Origin of the sequence: Actinoplanes sp. NPDC023936, from assembly GCF_040639325.1 — a bacterium.
In the GTDB taxonomy this organism is placed as follows: domain Bacteria; phylum Actinomycetota; class Actinomycetes; order Mycobacteriales; family Micromonosporaceae; genus Actinoplanes.
Map to the genome: position 1 here is coordinate 48,176 of NZ_JBEZZR010000031.1, position 17,382 is coordinate 65,557.

Below are 17,382 nucleotides of genomic sequence, written 5' to 3' on the forward strand. Positions count from 1 at the left end.
GATCAGGAACGAGCCACGGCGGCCTCGTCGGTGCCGAGATAGGACAGGACGACGGCGGGGTGCGAGCGCACCTCGTCGGGCGGACCGGCCGCGATGACGGTTCCGGCGTCCATCGCGATCAGCCGGTCGGCGACCCGGGACAGCAGGGGCAGGTCGTGCTCGATGACCAGCACGGTGGTGCCGAGTTCGCCGCGGACCCGCAGCATCAGCTCGCCGAGCGCGACGCCGTCGGCCTGGGTGAGCCCGGACGACGGCTCGTCGAGCAGCAGCAGCCGGGGTTCGAGGGTGAGCAGGCAGCAGAGCTCCACGATCCGCCGGGTGCCGGTGGAGAGCTCGCCGACCGTCCGATCGGCGAGGTCCTCGAGCCCCATCGCGCGCAGCGCCGCGAGGGCACGCGCGGCCTTCGCCCGGGAGGGACGCGGGTCGCCCAGGACGTCGATCACGAGACTCGACGGGATGCGCTTCTCTCCGGCGACCATCAAAGCCTCACACACGGTGAGTGCCGGGAAGAGCCGCGCGTCCTGGAACGATCGCACCAGCCCGTCGCGAGCACGCCGCTCCGGGGTCCAGCCGGTGATGTCCCGTCCCTGGTAGCGCACCATGCCACCGTCGGCGGAGGTGAAACCCGCGAGGATCTCGAAGAGCGTCGTCTTACCGGCGCCGTTCGGCCCGATGATGCCGACGATCTCACCCTCAGTGATCGTGAACGTGGCGTCCTGCACGGCCTTGACACCGCCGAACGACCGCCGGACCCCGGCCACCTCCAGCAGCGGCGCCGTCCCGATCATCGGCGCGAGGCGCTCGGCCGGCAGATGACGCACCCGCCACTGCCCCGGCCGCGCGGGCCCGGCCAGGAGATCCGGCGCCGGCTCAGGCCCCGCTTGCGGGGGTACGCCCGAAGCACCGCCGCCACCAGCAGAATCCCCGTCCCCGACAGCCGCCCGCGACCGCCGCCGCCCCACCGACAAAGCAGACATCCGCCCCACCGGGAAAGCGGGCATCCGCCCCGCCAGCCCCGCCAGCCCCGCCAGCCCCGCCAGCCCCGCCAGCAACCCACCCAGCCCCTCGGGCAGGAAGATCACCACGAGCAGCCAGCCCAGCGTGAGCACCGCCTGCCCGGCGATCCCGAGCGGGAACAGCGCCGGCAACCCCACGATGACGATCGAGCCGAGCAGCGCGCCACCGGTGCGGGACAACCCGCCCACCACGGCGATCGCGACCACGTCGATGCTGGCGGACGCCGGGAAGCTGTTGATGCTCAGCTGCGCCTGACCGAAGCCGATCACCACGCCGCCGAGTCCGGCCAGGGCGCCCGCTACCCCGTACACCTGAAGTTTGCGGACCGGCGCCGCCACCGTGAGCGCACGCCCGGCCTCCTCGTTGTCCCGCAGCGCGAGCAGCAGTCGGCCGAAGCCGCCGCGGCGCAGCCGCGCGGTGACGGCCCACCCGATGGCGAGCATCAGCAGCGCGAACAGGTAGTAGTCGGTGGCGACGCTGACCACGTAGTCCCGCCACATCGGGTACGGGGTGGTCAGCCCGTCGCCGAGCAGGAACGACTGGCGCAGCAGCCAGCCGCTGGTGGCGAGCGCGAACGCGAGCGTGGTGACGCCCAGGGCGACGCCGCGCAGCCGCAGCGCCGGGATGCCGACCAGGGTGGAGGCGAGGGCGCCGGCCGCGCATCCGGCGAGGACGCCGGTGAGCATGTTGCCGGTGAGCTGGGCGACCTGGATGGCGGCGGCCGCCCCGATGCCGGCGAACGCGAACTGGCCGAGCGACAGTTCGCCGGCGATGCCGGTCACCAGGATGACGGAGAGGCCGACCAGCGCGTACCCGCAGATCATGGTGAGGATCGAGGCGGTGGAGTTGCTGACCACGTAGGCCAGGCCGACCCCGATCCCGGCGAGCAGCACCAGGCCGATCCGCGCGCCGGGCGGCGGGCTGGCGTCCCAGCGCGGCCAGGACGCGTTCTGCTCGTTGTTGCGCCCGCCGGAGCGCTGCCGCAGCAGCGCGACGAGGATCGCGAGGCCGAGCACCACGTCGACGAATCCGCTGCTCTCTCTCGACAGGAGCACCTGTTCGAGGACGCCGACGCCGATCGAGGCGCCGAACGCGATCGGCAGCGACGTCATCCGGGCGATCACCGCGCCGGCCAGGCCGCGCAGCAGCAGTTGCGGGCCGAGCGATTCGATCGACTGCACGCCCTGGGTGGGTGTCAGCAGGATCGCCGAGAACGCGGCCACGCCACCCGCGACCGCCCAGGCGAGGCTGGTCATCAGGGGCGCGGGGACGCCGTTCACGGTGGCCGCGTCGGGGTGGTCGGCGGCGGCCCGGACGGCGATGCCGTACTTGGTGCGGCGCAGGAAGAACGCGAGCGCGGCGAGCAGCACCGGGGTGAGCAGGAGCATGGCGGTGAGCGAGGAGCCGACCGCGGTGGTGCCGATGCTGAACGCGGGCAGGCCGGGCGGCTTCGGATAGGTCGAGCCGGAGAAGCTGTCCCGGTCCACGAGCAGGGCCAGGACCAGGATGAACTGGGCCAGGCCGAGGGTGGCGATCATGCCGATCACGCGGGGCCGGCCGTGCAGGCGGCGGACCACCGACATCTCGATGCCCGCGCCGAGCGCGCCGGCCACCACGATGGCGAGCGGGAAGGCCAGCCAGAACGCGATGCCGTCGGTCAGCCGGGCGAGGACCGCCGCGCCGAAGACACCTGTCGCGCCGTGGGCGAAGTTGACGAACTTGCTGGACCGGTAGACCAGCACGATGCCGATCGCGAGCAGGCCGTAGGTGAGGCCGGTGAACAGTCCGACGGCGAGCCGGTCGAACCCGAGGTCGTACCCGAAGTAGCTCATCCGGCGTGACCTCCGAGCACCAGGCGCCTCGCCAGATCGGGGGTCGCGCGCAGTTCTTCCGGGGTGTGCTCGGCGATGATCGTGCCGTGTTCCATGAAGAGCAGCCGGTCGGCGATCGCCATGGCGACGTTCACCGACTGCTCGATGACCAGGGTGGCGACGCCGGCCGCGGCGAGGCGGCGGATGAGTTCGAGCAGGCCGCCGACGACGACCGGCGCGAGCCCGAGGGAGAACTCGTCGATCAGCAGCAGGCGGGGCCGCTGGATCAGGGTCTTCGCGAGGACGAGCATCTGCCGTTCGCCGCCGGAGAGGTTGGCGGCCGGCTGGTCGGCGCGGGCGGCGAGGCGGGGGAAGACGGCGAGGGCGCCGTCGACGACGGCGCCGGTCCGGTCGTCGTCCTTGCCGTTCGGGTACGCGTGCAGCCTCAGGTTGTCGCGCACCGACAACGATCCGAACGCCTGCTGCCCGATCACCGTGGACATGCCGAGCCTGACCCGCTTCGGGCCGGGGAGCGCCGTCACGTCCCGGCCGAGCAGCGTGACAGTCCCGGTTCGCGGCCGGCTCAGCCCGCTGAGCATCCGGACCAGAGTGGACTTGCCGACCCCGTTGGGCCCGCAGAGCGCCACGGTCTCGCCCTCGCGGACCGTCAGGTCGATGCCGAAGAGGACCTGGATGGAGCCGTAGCCGCCGGAGAGCCCGTCGACACGGAGCACGACGTCACCGTCCAAGGCTGGTCACCGGCCCCTCGTAGGTGAAGCAGCCACAGCCGGAGTCGAACTTCAGCACCCGGTACGCGGTGCCGGCCGCGTGGCCCCCGCCGAACTCCCCCAGTCCGGTCGCCGTCGCGAACTCCGCGGACCGCGCCGCCGTGGCCCAGGCCGTCGCGTTGAGGTTCGGACCGAGGTCCTCGGCGGCCGACTGGAGAAGCAGCGCCGCGTCGCAGTAGGCGAACGCGACACGCGCGTTCTCCCGCGCCGGGAACGTGATCCCGGCGTCCGCGTAGATCTTCTGGCAGGTCTTCTCGGCCTCGCTGCCCGGGAACGCCATCTGGCTGTCCGGCACGTCGTAACCGGGCGCGAACCCGACGCCGACCATGCCCTTCAGCGCGGCGGGCGGGATCGTCCCCGGGTTGGACACCATGAAGCCGGGGCTGTCGAAGGTGGAGATCCCGTACCGCGCGGTGTAGCTGTTCGCGGCGGCCGACGTCATAAAGAACGGCGCTATCCGGGCGCCGCCGAGGAAGAACACCCGGTCGATCCTCTTGCCCCGGAAGTTGACGGCCGCCTGGGTGAGCCCGGAGTTCAGCGTGCCGAGCGAGGTGGTGTCGATCCAGGAGACCGTGACGTCGATGCCCGATTCAGCGGCGAAAGGCGTGACGATGTCGTCGAACACCGCCTTGTTGGCCGGGGTGTCCGCGGCCACCAGCCCGGCCCGGTCCCGCCCGTCGAAGAAGCCCTGGGACGTCAGCACGGACAAGAACGACGTCGCGAACGCGTCGTACTCCGGGAACGACGCCGTCCACAGATAGGGCGCCAGCTCGGCGAACGTCGACTTGCCGTTGGCGATCAGCGTGGCGTCGAGCATCAGCGTCTGCCGCTGCGCGTAACAGGGCCGGGCGTTGGACTGCAGCTGGCCGGTGAGCACCACCGCGAACGCCTTGTCGTCCTGGGTGATCTGGCTGCACAGCGTGGTCTCGGCGGCCGGCGAGTCGTTGCTCGCCTCGTACTCCCGGTACACCGCCTCCAGCCTGCGCCCGGCGATCCCGCCGTTCGCGTTCACGTAGGAGGCCAGCGCCTCGACCTGCTCCGCGGGTTTGCCGACGTCGGCGTTGGCGAACCCGGTGAGCGACGCGGTCTTGGTCAGATCGGTGCCGATGAAGACGACAGTGACGCTCTCCTCGGTGACGCCCGGTCCGGTCCCGGAGGCCGACGCCGGGGCGGCGCCGTTGCCGCCGGGCATCAGGGCGCCGCACCCCGTGTAGGCGACGACCGCGACGAGCAGGACCGCGCCGAGCCGCATCAGCAGGGGGCCGTCGAGGTTCCGGCGGGTCATTCGTTCTCCTCGAGCAGTGAGATGGAGCGCGGGTACCGCCGGGCCAGCACGTGCCCGAGAGCGTCCAGGTCGAGCACCGAGTCGCCGGTGCCGGGCCCGGCGCCCGCGCCGATGAGCGCGCGCAGGTTGTCCAGGCTGAGCTGGGCGCCGGCGTGCCGGTGCAGCCGCCGGGAGCCGGGCGCGTCGTCGAAGACCAGGTAGGCGCCGAGGCTGCCGAGCCGGACCACGGCGGGGAGCAGCGCGTCCGCCGGGTCCAGATCGCGCAGGGCACGCCGCCGCCCGAGCCGCCGCAGCAGTCCCCAGACGATCAGCGCGACACCGAGAGCATTGATCAGAATCAGACCCCAGGGGTACGCGTCATGGCGCACCCGGACCGGAGCGAGGCCACTGACGTCGGCGCTCACCACGTACTGGCCGAAGGCGGCGAGCGGCAGCTCCACCGGGACCGTGAAGGTCCGGCTCTGCCCCGGCCCGAGATCCGCGACGACCTCCTGGTGAAAGATGTTGTCGTCGCCACCGCCGCCGAGCCGGATCTGCGCTGTCGCGCTGGTCAGGGTGACGGCGGTGGGGTTGCGGACCGTGTAGGTCAGCGTCAGCCGGTCCCGCGCGCCGAACCAGGCCGCCGCGGTGCCGCCGGTGAGCGCGAACTCCTGCACGGTCAGCTCCCGGGCGGCGGCAGCCGTGGCCGGGATCGTCCCGGCCGGATGCCCGGTGATCGAGATCGGCAGGTTGACCGGCAGGGCGCTGCCCTGCACCTCGGCGATGTGCACGACGCACGGGCACGGCTTGGGCGGGGCGCCGGCCCGCAGGTCGACCACGAACGTCCCGTCCGCCCGGACCGGGGTGGCCACCGCGGCCCGGGTGTCGCAGGCGGCCGAGCCGGTCAGGCCGCCCTCGCCGCACGTGACGAACTGGAGCAGCGTGCCGGCGACCCAGCCCTGGCCGGTGACCCGGACCGTCTCGCCGGGTTTCGCGACGTTTGCCGAGAGCGTGGCGACCCGGCCGGCGGCCACGGCCGGCGCCGCCGCCAGCACGGCGAGCGCGACGGCGGCCACGACCAGGGCCGGCTTGGTCATCGGGCGGCCACCAGGCCGCGCGGGCGGAGCTCGCGGGCGCGGCGGCGCCGCCGGGCCAGCAGCACGATGCCGGTGATCAGCAGCGCCGGCAGCAGCACGGCGGTCCAGGAGACGACGAGCGTGCGTTCCGAGCGCCGGGCGAAGACGCCGCCCTCGGCACGGACCGCCACCGAGGTGGTGACCACGTCGAGCGGCCAGATCCCGCCGGCCCTCATCGCGAAGGCGCCCTCCGCGCCGGGGATCATGTCGCTGGCCGGGGTGGCCCCGGTGACGGTGATGCGGTGGCCGAACAGCCCGGTCATGGTCACGGTGGCCGACGGCACGAGGTGGACGTTGCCGACGTTGGCGACGGTGTACTCCAGGTCGCCGCCCGTGATCGCAGGCAGCAGCGGCGCGCGGACGTTCAGGTCGAGTTCCGGCACGCCGAGGCCGGGCACGACGGCGCCGGCGACGCGCAGGTAGACGCGGGCCGCGACGGCGCGCTGGATGTTCACGGTGGCGCCGCCGGCCTGTGCCGTGCTGCTCGCCGACGCCTCCATCGCGACGATCCCGCCGACGTGGTCGCCCGGTGTGGCGTTGGCCGGCACGGTGATGGTGAACGGGATGTCGGCGCTTGTCCGCGCCGGCACCTCGACGGCGCTGACCTGGGACTTCACCCACGAGCCGAGATCTTTCCGAGCATCGGTACGGGTCCGGATGGCGAACCCGCCGTTCCGGGCGGTGTTGTACGCGTCCGCACCGTAGATCAGAAACGACCGCGGCGTGGCAGTCAGGTTGGTGACCCGGACCGACTCGGAGACCCGCTCACCGGCCCTGGCATCCAGGAAGAAGTAGAGCCGCGGTGTGGGGCCGGGGTTCTTGGCCGGGGTCGGCGTGACGGCCCATTCCCCGTTGCCGGTGGCGGCGGCGGGCGCCGGGATGAGCAGGACCAGCACGGCGATCACCAGGGCGGCCGCGAGGTTGCGCATTGGTGCTTCCCTCTCCAAGGGGGTGGATGCGGGGCGGTGGCACACCGCCCCGCATCCACTGTCAGAAGGCCACGGGTCAGCTCAGCGTGAGCGTGAGCGTCGCCGTGTACGTGCCGGCGAGCTGGATCGCCGGCACCGCGAGGGACAGTTCGGCCGACGCGTCGTACGAGCCGCCGGTGACAGTGCCGGCCGCGCTGGCCGGCCCTGCGCACAGGGTCGCCTCGTTGACCGGCACGGCTGCCGAGCCCGCCACCGCGGCCGTCGCGTTGCTGGCCCCGGTGTGGTCGGCGCAGGCCGGCGTCCAGGTCAGCGCGCTGGCCGGGATGGTGCCGCCGGGGACGCCGGTGAAGTCGGTGACCGCCGCGGCGAGCTCCCAGCCGAGGGTGCTGCCCCGGTTGTCGGTGACGTTGATCGGCTTGAGCGAGCCGGTCGCGGTCTGTGCCGACCCGTTCAGCGTCACACCGGTGAAGATGATCGTGCTGGAGCCGGTGCCCCGGGACATCGACAGCGAACCGCCCGTGACGGTCTCGGAGAGCTCGTACGTGAGGTCGCAGTCACCCGTCGCCGCGGTGCCCTCCTTCGCCGTGCAGGCGTCCGCGGACGCGGTCCAGGGCGCCAGGGCGAAGAGCCGGCCGGACACCGCACCGATGTACGCGGTGGTGGTGTCGTTGACCGTGAAGGCGGCGCTGATCCCGCCGGTCGCCGTCGCGGTGGCGGTGACCGCCGCGTCACCGGTCGGCGGAGGTGGCGGAGCGCCGGTGAGCGCCCGGTATCCCCGGACCGTGACCGTGCTGCCCGGGTCCCAGTCGGTGCCCTTGACGGAGATCGCCGTGCCGGCGCCGCCGCCCGAGGGCGTGATGGTGACCGTCGGCGTGCCGAGGATCGTGATGGACACCAGGACGGTGCTGGCGCCGTCGGTGACCGCGAGGGTCCGGGTGCCGGTCGTGGGACTCGCCGGCACCACGAGCGTCCCGGTGCCCGAGCCGCCGGCGCCGGTGGACCCGGTGCCGCTGCCCTCGCCGGCGCCGCCACCGGAGCTGTCCTTCAGCGACGCCGTGAGCGTGGCGTTCGCCTCCAGCCCGGTGACCGAGTAGGTGATGGTGTTGGTGGCCCGGGCCGCGGTGACGCCGGTCTGGCCGGTGATCGACGTGATCGTCGCGCCGCCGTCGAAGACGGTGGCGTTGTGCACGATCGTGGTGTCGACCGGCGAGGCCTTGTGGTCCCGGTCGCCGGAGTTCGAGCAGTACGTGGACGCCGTGGAGTTGGCGAACTTGACCTGCTTGACGGTGAGGGCGACGACGCCCTGCGCGCCGGCGACGAACGAGCCGGTCGCCGTGAAGCCGCCGAGCTTGGCGTACGCCGCGACAGCGCCCGCCGGGTAGGTGGACTGGTTGAGCGTGATCGTGCCGGTCTGCGCTCCGGAGATCCCGACCGTCACGGCCACCGGCACCGAGCCCGCGGTGAGCGGAACCGGGCCGTTCGTGGAGCCCTCCACCGCGGTGAGCGACACGGTGACGCTCTGACCCGGCTTCGGCGACGCCGGATTCGTGGTCAGGGTGAAGGTGTCCGCCCATGCGGACGGGGAGGATCCGGTGCCGGCGTCACTGAAGTAGATCCGGCACCCGAGGGAGTTGGCGGTCGGCCCGTAGGCGGCGGCCGGCGCCTGGACGGCCACGACGCCGGCCAGGGCCAGCGCCGACCCGGCCGCCACGGCCAGGGCTCTTCGAACGATGCGTTTCATGGGTGCTGCCGCGTCCCCTCTGTCAGATGGGCGCGCCCCGCCGTTGCCGGCGGCGGCGCTCGTGCGCGCGGTACACATCCGGTTCCCCAACCGTTTCCCACAGGGAAACGCTGTTTTCCTTTTGTGTGGGATCAATAAACGCGGTCCGCAACGGGTGTGTCAACCCACCGACCAGCTCTATTTCGCATCGCGGAACACTGTTTCCCGAACTGGAAACAGCGCCGAAACCGGTCCGCCCGCGTCCAGGGCCCGCACCGCCGCGGCAAGCGCCTCGACCGCCGCAGGGTCGAGCGCCCGCGTCGCGTTGCCGGTGAACTTCGCGGTCACCTCGTCCGCGCGCAGCGGATGGCCCGGACCACCGCGGGAACTGTTCACCCGGTGCTCCAGCAGCTGCCCGGACCGGGTCCGGACGCGCAGCACCCCGGCGAAAGCCCGCGGGAACGCGGCGGTCGCGGCCGGGTCGGCGACCATCCGCACCTTCCCGGCCAGCTCCAACCGGCGCGGGTCGAGACCGGCGAAGTCGTCCAGGCCGACACCGAGACCGGCGCCCCCGGTCAGCGCGATCGCCACCGTGTACGGGCCGGAGAACTTCGCGTGGTACCCGGTGCGTGGACGCGCCTTCTCGGCCACCGGCTCGGCGATCGTGCGCAGCACCGGCTCGGCCACCCCGAGCTCGATCCCGGTCACGTCGTCCGGATCCAGGCCGGCCGCGCGCAGCGCCAGAGCACAGTCGATCCCGGGATGCGTGAAGTGATTCGACGGGTACGGCTTGAAGACCGTCCGCAGCACCTCCCACCGCTCGCCGAGCGCGCCGGTGACCGCCGCCGGATCGAACCGGCCGGTGTGCGCCGTGAAGAAGCCGAACCGGCCCTCCAGAACGGTCGGCGGCCCGGTCAGCCCCTCGGCGGCCAGGGTCGCGGCCACCACCCCGCCGTGCGCGGCCCAGCCGCAGTGCGCCCGTTTCACCGATCCGCCGGTGCGGTTCGCCTCCAGGACGCCGGCGCCCATCGACGCGGCGATCCCGACGGCGTCCGCGATCCGCCCCGCGTCCAGCTCGTAGAGCCGGGCCACGGCGACCGCCGCGCCGATCGTGCCGCAGATCGAGGTGGCGTGCTGCCCGCGCTCGAAGTAGAGGTTCGCGCCGGTGTCCGGATCGCAGCCGGCCATGCCGACCCGGTTGGTCACCTCGATGCCGGCGGCGATCGCGGCGATCAGGTCACCGGGCGCCCCGGCCTCGGCGGCGGCGAGCGCGGCCGGCACCACCGAGGCGCTCGGATGCAGCACCGAGGGCAGATGGGTGTCGTCGTAGTCCAGCGAGTGTGCGAGCACCCCGTTCACGAACGCGGCCGACGGCGCCGGCAGCCGGTCGCCGTACCCGAGCACTGTGGATTCTCCGACGCCGCCCCAGCGGCGCATCGCCCGGACCGCCGCGGGCGCGGCGTCGGCGTCTTCTTCCGCGTACGCGGCCAGGGCGTTGCCGAGCACGTCGAGGATCCGGGGCGGCACGTCGGCACGTACCCGCTCCGGCGGATCCACCGACGCCGCGAACTCACCCAGTTGCCGCGCCAGCGACGCCGTCACGGAACGATCGCCAGCGGCCGGACCGGTGAGCCGGTGGCGCCGACCAGCTTCAGCGGCGCGAGGATGAACTGGAACTCGGTGACCCCGGCGTCGGCGAGCTCACTGAGCAGCATCGTCTCCACGATGTTGATCCCGGCCTCGACCAGGAGGATCCGGTGCACCGGCAGGCTCGCGTGCCCGGCGCCCGGCGCGATGTGCTCGTAGGCGATGGTCTCCGCGCCGGTGACAGCGATCTCCCGCTCGACCAGCCAGCGCGCGGCCTCCTCGCCGGGACCGGGCACGCCGGTGGCCGTACCCAGGAAAGCCGCGCCCTCGGCGAAGCGCCTCGACCAGCCGGTGCCCACCAGGACCGCGTCTCCGGGGTTGACCGGAAGGTCGCCGCAGGCGGCCGCGAGGTCCGCGGCCGTCACCTCGTAGCCGGGCGGCAGGATCTCCACGCCGTGCACCCGCGCCACGTCGAGGAGGACGCCCCGGCCAACGTAGGGCGCGAACTCGTCGATGCCGAGCCGGGCGAACCCGGCGTCGGACTGCACGTCGGCCGCGACGATCCCGCCGTGCAACAACCCGTCCTGGGAGACGTGCGCGAGGGCGTCGACGTGGGTGCCGACGTGGGTGCCCATCACCAGCACGTCGTTGGCGGCCGAACCACCGCCGGCCCGCACCATGTCACCGTGCCGGCGGACCAGCGAGTGGTGGTACGCCGGATGGTTCGGCGATTGTGGGATGCCCCGCCGCATCGGCTGGGCAAGATCGAAAACCTTCATTGTCAGACGACCCCTTCGGCCCTCAGCTCCGCCCGCTGCTCCTCGTCGTAGCCGAGTCCGGCGAGCACATCATCGGTGTCCGCGCCGCGCGGCCGCCCGGTCCAGCGGATCCGGCCCGGCGTGCGCGACATGCGGTAGAGCGGGCCGGGCATCCGCACCGGCCCCAGCGTCGGATCGTGCGCGGTGGTCACCGCGTCGCGGGCCCGGAACTGGGGGTCGGCGAAGACGTCCGCGATGTCGTAGACCGGGGCGATCGCGGCCTGCGCCTCCTCGAACGCCTCCTGGACCTCTTCCTGTGAGCGCGCGCCGATCCAGTCGGCCATCGCCTCGTCCAGGAGGTCGGCGTGCGCAGCACGGCCGACGCCGGTCGCGAACCACGGCTCGTCGATCAGCTCGGGGCGTCCGACCAGGCGCATGACCCGTTCGGCGATGGCCTGCGCGCTGGTCGAGACGGCCACCCAGCGGCCGTCCCCGGTGCGATACGTGTTGCGGGGCGCGTTGTTGACCGATCGGTTGCCGGTCCGCCGCTGCACGGTGCCCAGCTGGTCGTAGACCATCGCCTGCATGCCGAGGACGGTGAGCATCGGCTCGACGATGGCCAGGTCGATCACCTGGCCCGGCTGGTCGTGGACGTCCCGGTGGTAGAGCGCCGTCATGATCGCCTGAGCGCCGGTGAGCGCCGCGATCCCGTCGGCCAGACCGAACGGGGGCAGTGTCGGCGGGCCGTCGGGTTCGCCGGTGATCGCCGCGAAGCCGCTCATCGCCTCGGCCAGGGTGCCGAACCCCGGCCGGTGGGAGTACGGTCCGAATTGTCCATATGTCGTCACCCGGGCGATGATCAGTTTCGGGTTGATCTCGTGCAGCGTCTCCGGGCCGAGCCCCCAGCGCTCCAAGGTTCCGGGACGGAAGTTCTCGATCAACACGTCCGTGGCCCTGGCCAGATTTTTCAGGATTTCTGCGCCTTTTTGAGTACTCAGTCTCAATGTCAGCGTGCGCTTGTTCCGGCCGAGCATGGTCCACCACAGCGGAACCCCGTCCTTCGCGGGTCCGTGCCCCCGCGCCGGGTCACCCGCGACCGGGTGTTCGATCTTGAGCACGTCGGCGCCGTAATCGCCGAGGATCGTCGCGGCCAGTGGTCCGGCGAACAGGGTCGACGCGTCGACGACCCGTACGCCCGAGAGAGGGCTGTCAGCGGCGGGCATGACACACCCTAACCGCTCTGTTCCATTAAGGGAAACCTCGTTACTGTGTGCGAAACACCTGTGGGAGGTTGGCCCGGATGAGCCGTTACGATCTGCTGGTACGCGGAGGCACCCTCGTCGTGCCCTACCTGGGAACTGTGCGGGCCGATCTGGCCACCAAGGACGGCAAGGTCGCCGCGATCGGCCTCGACATCTCGCCGGACGAGGCCTCGCAGATCTTGGACGCCACCGGGAAACTGGTCTTCCCCGGCGCCGTGGACGCCCACTTCCACCTGGGCATCTACCGGGACCTGGCGGTCGACGCGGCCGAGGAGACCCGCTCGTCCCTGGTCGGCGGCGCGACCACGGTGCTCTCCTACTTCCGCACCGGCCAGCACTACCTCAACAAGACCGGCCCCTACGGCGAGATCTTCCCGGAGGTGCTGGACGCGGTCGCCGGCCACGCGTGGACCGATTACGGCTTCCACCTGGCGCCGATGGACACCGCCCAGGTCCACGAGGTCCCGTCGCTGGTCGAGGGCAGCGGCGTCAGCTCGTTCAAGTACTACATGTTCTACAAGGGCTTCAACCTGTCCGCCGACTCACGCGACGCCAAGGCGTTCACGATGAGCGACGAATACGACCTGGGCCACCTCTACCAGCTCATGGAGGCGGTCGCGGCGGCGAACGCCGCCACCGACCGCCGGGTCTCCCTCTCGCTGCACTGCGAACAGGCCGAACTGATGCGGTTCTTCATCGATCGGGTACGGGGTGACGGCGATCCCCAGACGCTGAAGGCCTACTCGGACGCCCGCCCGCCGCTGACCGAACGCGTGGCGATCGGCGAGGCCACCACCCTGGCCCAGGCCACCGACTGCGCGATCAACCTGCTGCACCTCTCCTCCGGCGAGGCGCTGGCCGCCGCCCGGGAGGCCCGCGCCGCGATGCCCGGCGTCGACATGCGCTTCGAGGTGACACTGCACCACCTCTGCCTGTCCCACGACTCACTCTCCGGGTTGGGCGGCAAGGTGAACCCGCCGATCCGCACGAGTGAGGACAACGAGGCGCTCTGGGCCGGCGTCCTGGACGGCACGGTCGGCTGGGTCGCGTCCGACCACGCCTGCTGCCTGGAGCAGGAGAAGGGCGACGAGCTCTGGCCGGCCCTGCCCGGCTTCGGCGGCACGGCCCTGCTCTACCCGATCCTGATCAGCGAGGGCATGCACAAGCGCGGCCTCTCCCCGGCCCGGGTGGCCGAACTGGTCTCGGCGAACCCGGCGAGGGCGTACGGCCTGGACGGCCGCAAGGGCAACCTGCTCCCCGGCTACGACGCCGACCTGTCCATCGTCGACCCGGACCTGGAACACGAGGTCACCACCGGCCTGCTCCTCTCCGGCCAGGACCACTGCCCCTTCGAGGGCCGCAAGGTCCGCGGCTGGCCGGTGGCCACGGTCCTGCGCGGCCGGATCGCCTACCAGAACGGCGCCGTGACCGGCACCCCCCGAGGCACCTTCGTAGCCCGCTGAAGCCGGGTGGCCGGCGGATCCCCCGCCCGCCGGCCACCCCTCCGGAGCCGCCGGGACGACTCACGCGTCCGGAGACCACGCGGCGCGCCCGGCATCAGGCATGATGTCTATGCGGACATCAGCCGTGATACGCCGGGGAGGTGAGCCCGATGAGTCAGCCGGTGCACGCTCCGAGCGAGGGTGAGGAACTCACCATCCGCGCCCTCGGACCAGCCACCGCCGGCGGCCGCCTACCGCTCTCCGAACTCGCCCGGCTCGCCGGCGGGCTGCAGGCCTCACTCGAGCGGATCGCGCTCAGCATCAGCGGCAGCGTCAACAAGCCCGGGCGGCGACCGCGCGAGATCGTCGACGCGGTCCGGCTCGACGTCGTCGGATTCCAGCACGGTTCGGCCGTTCTCAGCGTCGCCCGCGCCGGGCAGCTGAGCCTGGACGATCTGCTGAGCAGTTCACTCGACGCGCTGGAGGCCGGGGTCAACAGCCTGCACCGAGATCCCCGGACGCTGCCGCCACACTTCACGCCGCAGGTCATCAACGGCATTCGTGACCTGACCGGGGGAATCAGTGCCAGTAATGTGACACGGATCGAGTTCTGGCGCTCCGGCGAGATACGTTTCAGCCTCGATGAGACGTTGCAGAGGGCGGTTCGTTCGGTGCAACCCGAGGCAGTGCAGCAGATGGTGACGGTGGTCGGCCGTCTGCACATGGGCGACTTCTCCCCCGCCGGGCTCCGCTGCCGCATCGATTCGTACGCGGGCAGCGTGCTGTGCGATTTCACGCTGGATCTCCGCGACACCGTCCTCGACGCCATGGACCAGATGGTCATGGCCGAGGGCACCGGCGAGTTCGATCCGAACGGCACCTCGGTCCACGTTCTTCACCTGACCCGGCTGGAAGCACTCGACAGTGCCCAACCACGTTCGCTGGCGGCGCTGGCCCGGGAGCAACACGTCGGTCCCGTGCGTTCGATCGATGACTTGGCCGGTCCCGCCATGGACGACTTCGACGAGTTCCTCGCGGCTATCAGATCGGCGCGACAGGGCGACGAATGAAGTACGTCATCGTCGATACCGATGCGTTGTCCCATCTCTGGCTGAATGCCGCCAACCCGAGCAGCTTCGCGTCACACCTGCTCGGAGCCATCCCCGTCATCAGCTTCACTACCGTGGCCGAGGTGCACTTCGGCGCGGCGAAGGCAGGCTGGGGACCTCGACGTATCGAACGACTCGAGGAAGCGATCCGGCGATACGTCGTCGCGCCCTACGATCCGGACCTCGCCCGGCTGTGGGGGCGATTCAAGAGCCAGGCGCAGCGCGCCGGGCATCCGCTCGGGCACAACAGCCAGACCAATGACCTGTGGATCTGCACCACTGCCATTTACTACAACGCACCGCTGCTGACGCTGAACCGCCGCCACTTCGAGGACTTTCCCGGCCTCGTCGTACTTTCCTGAAGCGCGACCCTCGCGCCACCCTCCCCGTCCCCTCTCCGCGCCGCCTCCGAGGCCCCTCTCCGCGATCTTGGCGATCTGTGCAGACACGCCACGCCCGAGGCCAAATCGCCAAGATCGCAAAGAGGGCTCGCGCGAGAGAGGCTCGCGCGCGAGAGGGGGGTCGCGCGAGCGGGGGTTACGCGGAGCGGACGGCGGCGTCCTCGGCGGCCGTGGCCTCCTGGCGGGACGGCTCCTCGCGGAGGATCGCCGCGTTCAGCCAGGTGTCCGGGACGGCGAAGGCGTCGACCAGCGTGCGCATCGCGGGGCGCAGCTCGCGCAGCAGGTCGTTGACCACGCCGGTGACCGCCTTGGACCGGGCCGGTGTCAGCCGGCCGTGTTCCAGGAACCAGCCCTTGTCGCCCTCGATGACGCTCAGCGCGTAGAGGTCGCAGACCCGGGACAGCAGCGCCGCGGCGGCCGGGTCGGCAGCGCGGTCGATGCCGGCGACGAACGCCTCCAGGGTGACCCGCTCGATGTGCGCTGTCGCGGCCTGCAGCACGTGGTCCTGCACGTCGTTGAAGATGTCGAACGGCCGGTCCTTCTTCGATCCGGCGCCGGCGCGCAGCCGCCGGATCGCGCCTTCCAGCAGGTGCTTCTCGCGGAACTCGAACATCTTCAGGTGCCAGCCGCGGTCGGTGACCGCGACGTCCTCGTCCCGGCCGGGCACGGCGCTGATCAGGCGCTGGATCACCGATCGGGCGGCGGTGCGCTCCAGCACCATCTCCCGGACCTGCTCGGCCACGAAGGTGGCCCGGCCCCAGCCGTCGAGCGAGCCGAACGCGTCCCGGTACCCGGTGAGCAGGCCCTTCGCGACGAGCTGCAGCAGCACCGTGTTGTCGCCCTCGAACGTGGTGAAGACGTCGGTGTCCGCCTTCAGGCCGGGCAGCCGGTTCTCGGCGAGGTACCCGGCGCCGCCGCACGCCTCCCGGCACATCTGGATGGTGCGGGTGGCGTGCCAGGTCTGCATGGCCTTCAGGCCGGCCGCCCGGGATTCGAGCTCCCGCTGGCGGTGTTCCTCGACCTCGGACCCGGACTGCACGTCGGCCAGGGTGGCGACCAGTTCCTCCTGGGCGAACGTGTAGGCGTAGGTGTACGCCAGCGCCGGCAGCAGTTTGCGCTGGTGGGCGAGGTAGTCGTTGAGCAGCACCTCGCGGTCGTCGCCGGGCCTGGTGAACTGGCGGCGGGCGTCGCCGTACCGGACCGCGATGGTGAGCGCGCTCTTGGTCGCGGCGAGGGCCGCGCCGCCGACGGTGACCCGGCCGCGGACCAGCGTGCCGAGCATCGTGAAGAAGCGCCGGGTGTCGTTCTCGATCGAGCTGGTGTAGGTGCCGTCCTCGGCGACCTGCCCGTACCTGTCGAGCAGCATGTCCCGCGGCACCGTCACGTGGTCGAACGAGATCCGGCCGTTGTCGACCCCGAGCAGCCCGGCCTTCGCGCCCGCGTCCTCGATCGTCACGCCCGGCATCGGACGGCCGTGCTCGTCCCGGATCGGCACCAGCCAGGCGTGTACGCCGTACCGCCTGCCACCCGTCACGAGCTGCGCGAAGACGACCGCCATCCGGCCGTCCCGGGCCGCGTTGCCGATGTAGTCCTTGCGCGCGGCCTGATGCGGCGTGTGCAGGTCGAAGGTTCCCGACGCGGGGTCGTACGCGCAGGTCGTCCGCAGTTGCTGCACGTCGGAGCCGTGGCCGGTCTCGGTCATCGCGAAGCAGCCCGGCAGCTCCACCGACATGATGTCCCGGAGGAACTCGTCGTGGTGCCGTTTCGTGCCGAGCGCGACCACCGCGCCGCCGAACAGCCCCCAGTGCACGCCGGCCTTGACCATCAGCGACAGGTCGACCTGGGCGAGCATCTCCGCGGCCACCACCGAGCCGCCGGGGTCGCCGGATCCGCCGTACTCGGCGGGGAACGCGTCCACCACGCCGACGCCGGTCGGGATCTTCCGGATCAGCGCGCTGACCCGGCCACGGGCCTCGTCGCCGGTTTCGCCGGGGATGGTGACGAAATCGGCGCCGAGCCCGTCCCGTACCGCCTGGCGCACATGCGCCCATCGGCCGTCGAGCACCTGTTGCAGCCGTGCCGGATCGACCGAGTTCTGCTGACCGTTCATGGCCCAATATTACCCGCCAGTAACCTCGGCCAAGCACGGAACCGGAAA

At 71.8% G+C, this 17,382-nt stretch carries 13 protein-coding genes; 3 read left to right on the forward strand and 10 right to left on the reverse strand.

The window, feature by feature from the left end; translation table 11 throughout:
* Window positions 1–2: 2 nt before the first annotated feature.
* The 9 genes from AB0F72_RS30920 to AB0F72_RS30960 all read right to left on the reverse strand — a co-directional run bounded on the left by AB0F72_RS30920 (window position 3) and on the right by AB0F72_RS30960 (window position 12,233).
* Entirely contained in the window at window positions 3–2,849 is a 2,847-nt protein-coding gene (locus tag AB0F72_RS30920; RefSeq protein WP_360438451.1) for an ATP-binding cassette domain-containing protein, read from the reverse strand.
* Window positions 2,846–3,562: an ABC transporter ATP-binding protein gene (locus AB0F72_RS30925; protein ID WP_360438454.1), complete on the reverse strand. Its 717-nt coding sequence runs from the start codon at window positions 3,560–3,562 to the stop codon at window positions 2,846–2,848. The genes AB0F72_RS30920 and AB0F72_RS30925 overlap by 4 nt, the downstream gene beginning before the upstream one ends.
* A 4-nt stretch (window positions 3,563–3,566) precedes the next feature.
* On the reverse strand, window positions 3,567–4,901 hold the full coding sequence (locus AB0F72_RS30930; RefSeq protein WP_360438457.1) for an ABC transporter substrate-binding protein: 1,335 nt from the start codon (window positions 4,899–4,901) through the stop codon (window positions 3,567–3,569).
* A complete protein-coding gene (locus tag AB0F72_RS30935; RefSeq protein ID WP_360438460.1) occupies window positions 4,898–5,977 on the reverse strand; it encodes a hypothetical protein in 1,080 nt (359 codons plus the stop codon). The genes AB0F72_RS30930 and AB0F72_RS30935 overlap by 4 nt, the downstream gene beginning before the upstream one ends.
* Complete coding sequence (locus tag AB0F72_RS30940) at window positions 5,974–6,945, reverse strand: DUF916 domain-containing protein (RefSeq protein WP_360438463.1); 972 nt, start codon at window positions 6,943–6,945, stop codon at window positions 5,974–5,976. Before AB0F72_RS30940 ends, AB0F72_RS30935 begins: the two co-directional genes overlap by 4 nt.
* A gap of 76 nt (window positions 6,946–7,021) precedes the next feature.
* Window positions 7,022–8,686, reverse strand: coding sequence for a WxL domain-containing protein (locus AB0F72_RS30945; RefSeq protein ID WP_360438466.1), 1,665 nt, complete (start codon window positions 8,684–8,686; stop codon window positions 7,022–7,024).
* A 177-nt stretch (window positions 8,687–8,863) separates the two neighbouring features.
* Entirely contained in the window at window positions 8,864–10,267 is a 1,404-nt protein-coding gene (locus tag AB0F72_RS30950) for an MmgE/PrpD family protein (RefSeq protein ID WP_360438469.1), read from the reverse strand.
* Window positions 10,264–11,031: a cyclase family protein gene (locus tag AB0F72_RS30955; protein WP_360438472.1), complete on the reverse strand. Its 768-nt coding sequence runs from the start codon at window positions 11,029–11,031 to the stop codon at window positions 10,264–10,266. Before AB0F72_RS30955 ends, AB0F72_RS30950 begins: the two co-directional genes overlap by 4 nt.
* A 2-nt stretch (window positions 11,032–11,033) precedes the next feature.
* Window positions 11,034–12,233: a CoA transferase gene (locus AB0F72_RS30960; protein ID WP_360438475.1), complete on the reverse strand. Its 1,200-nt coding sequence runs from the start codon at window positions 12,231–12,233 to the stop codon at window positions 11,034–11,036.
* A gap of 77 nt (window positions 12,234–12,310) precedes the next feature.
* On the opposite strand from AB0F72_RS30960, the gene AB0F72_RS30965 reads away from it, so the two are divergent.
* The 3 genes from AB0F72_RS30965 to AB0F72_RS30975 all read left to right on the forward strand — a co-directional run bounded on the left by AB0F72_RS30965 (window position 12,311) and on the right by AB0F72_RS30975 (window position 15,185).
* Complete coding sequence (locus AB0F72_RS30965) at window positions 12,311–13,735, forward strand: dihydroorotase family protein (protein ID WP_360438478.1); 1,425 nt, start codon at window positions 12,311–12,313, stop codon at window positions 13,733–13,735.
* A gap of 149 nt (window positions 13,736–13,884) precedes the next feature.
* Window positions 13,885–14,784, forward strand: coding sequence for a hypothetical protein (locus tag AB0F72_RS30970; RefSeq protein ID WP_360438481.1), 900 nt, complete (start codon window positions 13,885–13,887; stop codon window positions 14,782–14,784).
* A complete protein-coding gene (locus AB0F72_RS30975) occupies window positions 14,781–15,185 on the forward strand; it encodes a type II toxin-antitoxin system VapC family toxin (protein WP_360438484.1) in 405 nt (134 codons plus the stop codon). The genes AB0F72_RS30970 and AB0F72_RS30975 overlap by 4 nt, the downstream gene beginning before the upstream one ends.
* Window positions 15,186–15,360: 175 nt before the next feature.
* On the opposite strand, the gene AB0F72_RS30980 is transcribed toward AB0F72_RS30975, so the two are convergent.
* Window positions 15,361–17,334 carry an acyl-CoA dehydrogenase gene (locus AB0F72_RS30980; RefSeq protein ID WP_360438487.1) on the reverse strand — a complete coding sequence of 658 codons (1,974 nt, stop codon included), beginning with the start codon at window positions 17,332–17,334 and terminating at the stop codon, window positions 15,361–15,363.
* Between the last annotated feature and the right edge of the window lie 48 nt (window positions 17,335–17,382).